Raw genomic sequence first — 2,562 nt, forward strand, 5'->3', positions numbered from 1 at the left:
CGACCCCAATATTTTACGGTCGCTGCGCAACCGAGCGGGAGCAAGCTCCCTCGCCACAAGGGATCAGCGGGGAATGATCCCGTGATCGATCGCGTATTTCGCCAGGGCCGCGGGCTTGTCGATGTTGAGCTTGCGGCGGATGCTCAAGCGGTGGGTCTCGACGGTGCGTACGCTGATGTCCAGTTCGCGGGCCATTTCCTTGTTGTTGAGCCCTTGGACCATCTTCGCCAGTACCTGACTCTCGCGCGGCGTCAGCTCGCTGTCGGTGCTCGGGTCGCTGGCCAGGCGCTGGGCAATTTCGGCGCTGTAGAAGGTGCCGCCGCCGATGATGGCTTCGATGGCGGCGACGATTTCTTTCGACGGTGAATTCTTCAGGACGTAGCCGCTGGCACCGGCGCGCACCGATTCGCTGACGTATTCATGATTGTCGTACATGCTCAGGATCAGGATCTTCAGGCCGGGGTATTGCTTGCCCAACTGCCGGGTCAGCTCGAGGCCGTTCATGTCCTTGAGGCCGATGTCCATCAGCAGCAAGTCCGGTTGGCAGCGCCCGACCATTTCGAGCGCCTGCACACCGTTCTCCGCTTCGCCAACCACCTCCAACCGGGGCATGACGGACAGCAGGGCGCGGATGCCATCGCGGACCAGGGCGTGATCATCGACCAGCGCGACGCGTATGGCGGGGGGCAGGTTCATCGGCAGGTGCTCTGGTTGAAATGGACGCGCATCAGCTTTCCGTCGCCGGCATGGTCATGGGCAGCAGGATATCCAGTTCGCTTCGTCCCGGCACCGATGTCATCTCCAGCCGCCCGCCAAAATGCTCGACCCGTTCTCGGATATTACGCAGGCCGATGCCGGCATGGCCACGTTCGACCTGCGGGACGTTGAAACCCATCCCGTCGTCCACCACGGTCAGGCGCAAGGACTGGCCCGAGCCGAACAAGGTAATGGCGACACGTTTCGCCCCGGCGTGACGTTCGATGTTGGTCAGCGCTTCCTGGGCGATGCGGAACAGCGACACCGGTGCGCCGTTTTCCAGGCGACAGTCGAATTCGTTGCTTCGATAGGACACCTCCAGGCCACTGCGCTGCTCGAATTCGGCCGCGAGTTGGCCGATGGCGGCGGGCAGGCCCAGGGTGTCGAGCAGTGAGGACCGCAGATCATGGGAGATGCTACGGATTTCGCCGATGGCTTCGCCCAGTCGATCCGTGGCGTTCTTCAGGATGCCCAGGCCATTTTCCTGGCCGTTCTCGATGACATGGCTGGCGAGTTCGAACTGGAACTTGATCGACACCAGCAATTGGCTGATGCCGTCATGCAGTTCGCGCGATACCCGTGAGCGTTCTTCCTCCTGGAGGCTGACAATGCGCTGGTTGAGGCGCTGCAGTTTCTTGTCGGCCAGGCGATGTTCGCTGACGTTGAGGGTGATGCCGCCGGCGAACACCAGCAGCACCGCCACCAGGGCGATGGCCGCGATGGCTTGCATGGTGGTGTGAATACCGTGGGCCACTTCGTCGCGGGCCTGTTGGGTGGCGCGTTCGACGTCTTCCAGGTAGATCCCGGTGCCGAGCATCCAGCCCCAGCGATCCAGCATCACGACGTAGGCCAGCTTGTCGGTCACCTGGCCGGAGGAGGGTTTGTTCCAGGCATAACGCTGGAAGCCTTCGCCGGATTCGGCGCTCTTGATCAATGCCTGGATGACCGGCAGGCCGTGGGGATCCTTCATGTCCCACAGGTATTGCCCGACCAGTTCCGACTGCCGGGCGTGCATCAGGCTGCGGCCCTGGCGGTCATACACGAAGAAATAACCGTTGATGCCGAAACTGAGCTTGCGCAGCTCTTCCAGCACCTGCTGCTGCGCCCGCGCGTCGCCCTTGCCGTCGTCATACAGCGGGGCGATCAGGCTTTGCGCCATCTCCACGTAGTTCTTCAGCTCGGCGCGCTTGCTCGCCAGGATACTGTCTTCGATCAGTTGCGCCTGCTGGTCACCTAGCTGGCGGTTGAGCGAGATGACCAGGGCGCCAATGACAGCAATCGCCAGGACCAGCGGCAGGATCCCGAGGGCGACGATCTTGTGTTTGAGCAGCATCTGTACTCCTGTCCGGACTCGGCGGGGAGGTGGATGGCGGGCATCATATGCCAAACCCATGGGCGAAACATAAACCTGTGGGAGAGTCTGTGTGGGAGCGAGCCTGCTCGCGAAGGCGGTGGGTCAGGCAGATCATCATTAACTGACACTCCGCTTTCGCGAGCAGGCTCGCTCCCACAAGGGAATCGGGGTTCTACGTAGTACTACGGATTTATTTATTGACGGCATGCAGGGATATTGGGCCGGCTCCGAATAGCCGGGGCACACTATAAAAACAATCGCCGCAATCCACTGGATATCGGCAGGAGACACGCAATGACAACCCGTCTGGTTAAACACCTCGCCTGGTTTGCCGTGGCTGTTCTGGGAGCATGTGCGCTAAGCGTCGTGGCCTTGCGCCGCGGAGAGCCAATCAACGCCCTCTGGATCGTCGTCGCGGCAGTCGCCATCTACCTGGTCGCCTACCGCTACTA

General features: G+C 61.6%; 2 protein-coding genes. Both read right to left on the reverse strand.

The genetic code is table 11. The annotated features are described in order from the left end of the window. Nucleotides 1–63: 63 nt before the first annotated feature. The gene (locus tag FHK92_RS20845; protein ID WP_181289745.1) at nucleotides 64–696 is read right to left on the reverse strand and encodes a response regulator; all 633 of its coding nucleotides are present in this window, start codon (nucleotides 694–696) and stop codon (nucleotides 64–66) included. A 31-nt stretch (nucleotides 697–727) separates the two neighbouring features. Next, a complete protein-coding gene (locus FHK92_RS20850) occupies nucleotides 728–2,089 on the reverse strand; it encodes a cache domain-containing protein (protein ID WP_181289746.1) in 1,362 nt (453 codons plus the stop codon). Nucleotides 2,090–2,562 lie beyond the last annotated feature (473 nt).

The organism is Pseudomonas brassicacearum subsp. neoaurantiaca, assembly GCF_013608025.1.
In the GTDB taxonomy this organism is placed as follows: domain Bacteria; phylum Pseudomonadota; class Gammaproteobacteria; order Pseudomonadales; family Pseudomonadaceae; genus Aquipseudomonas.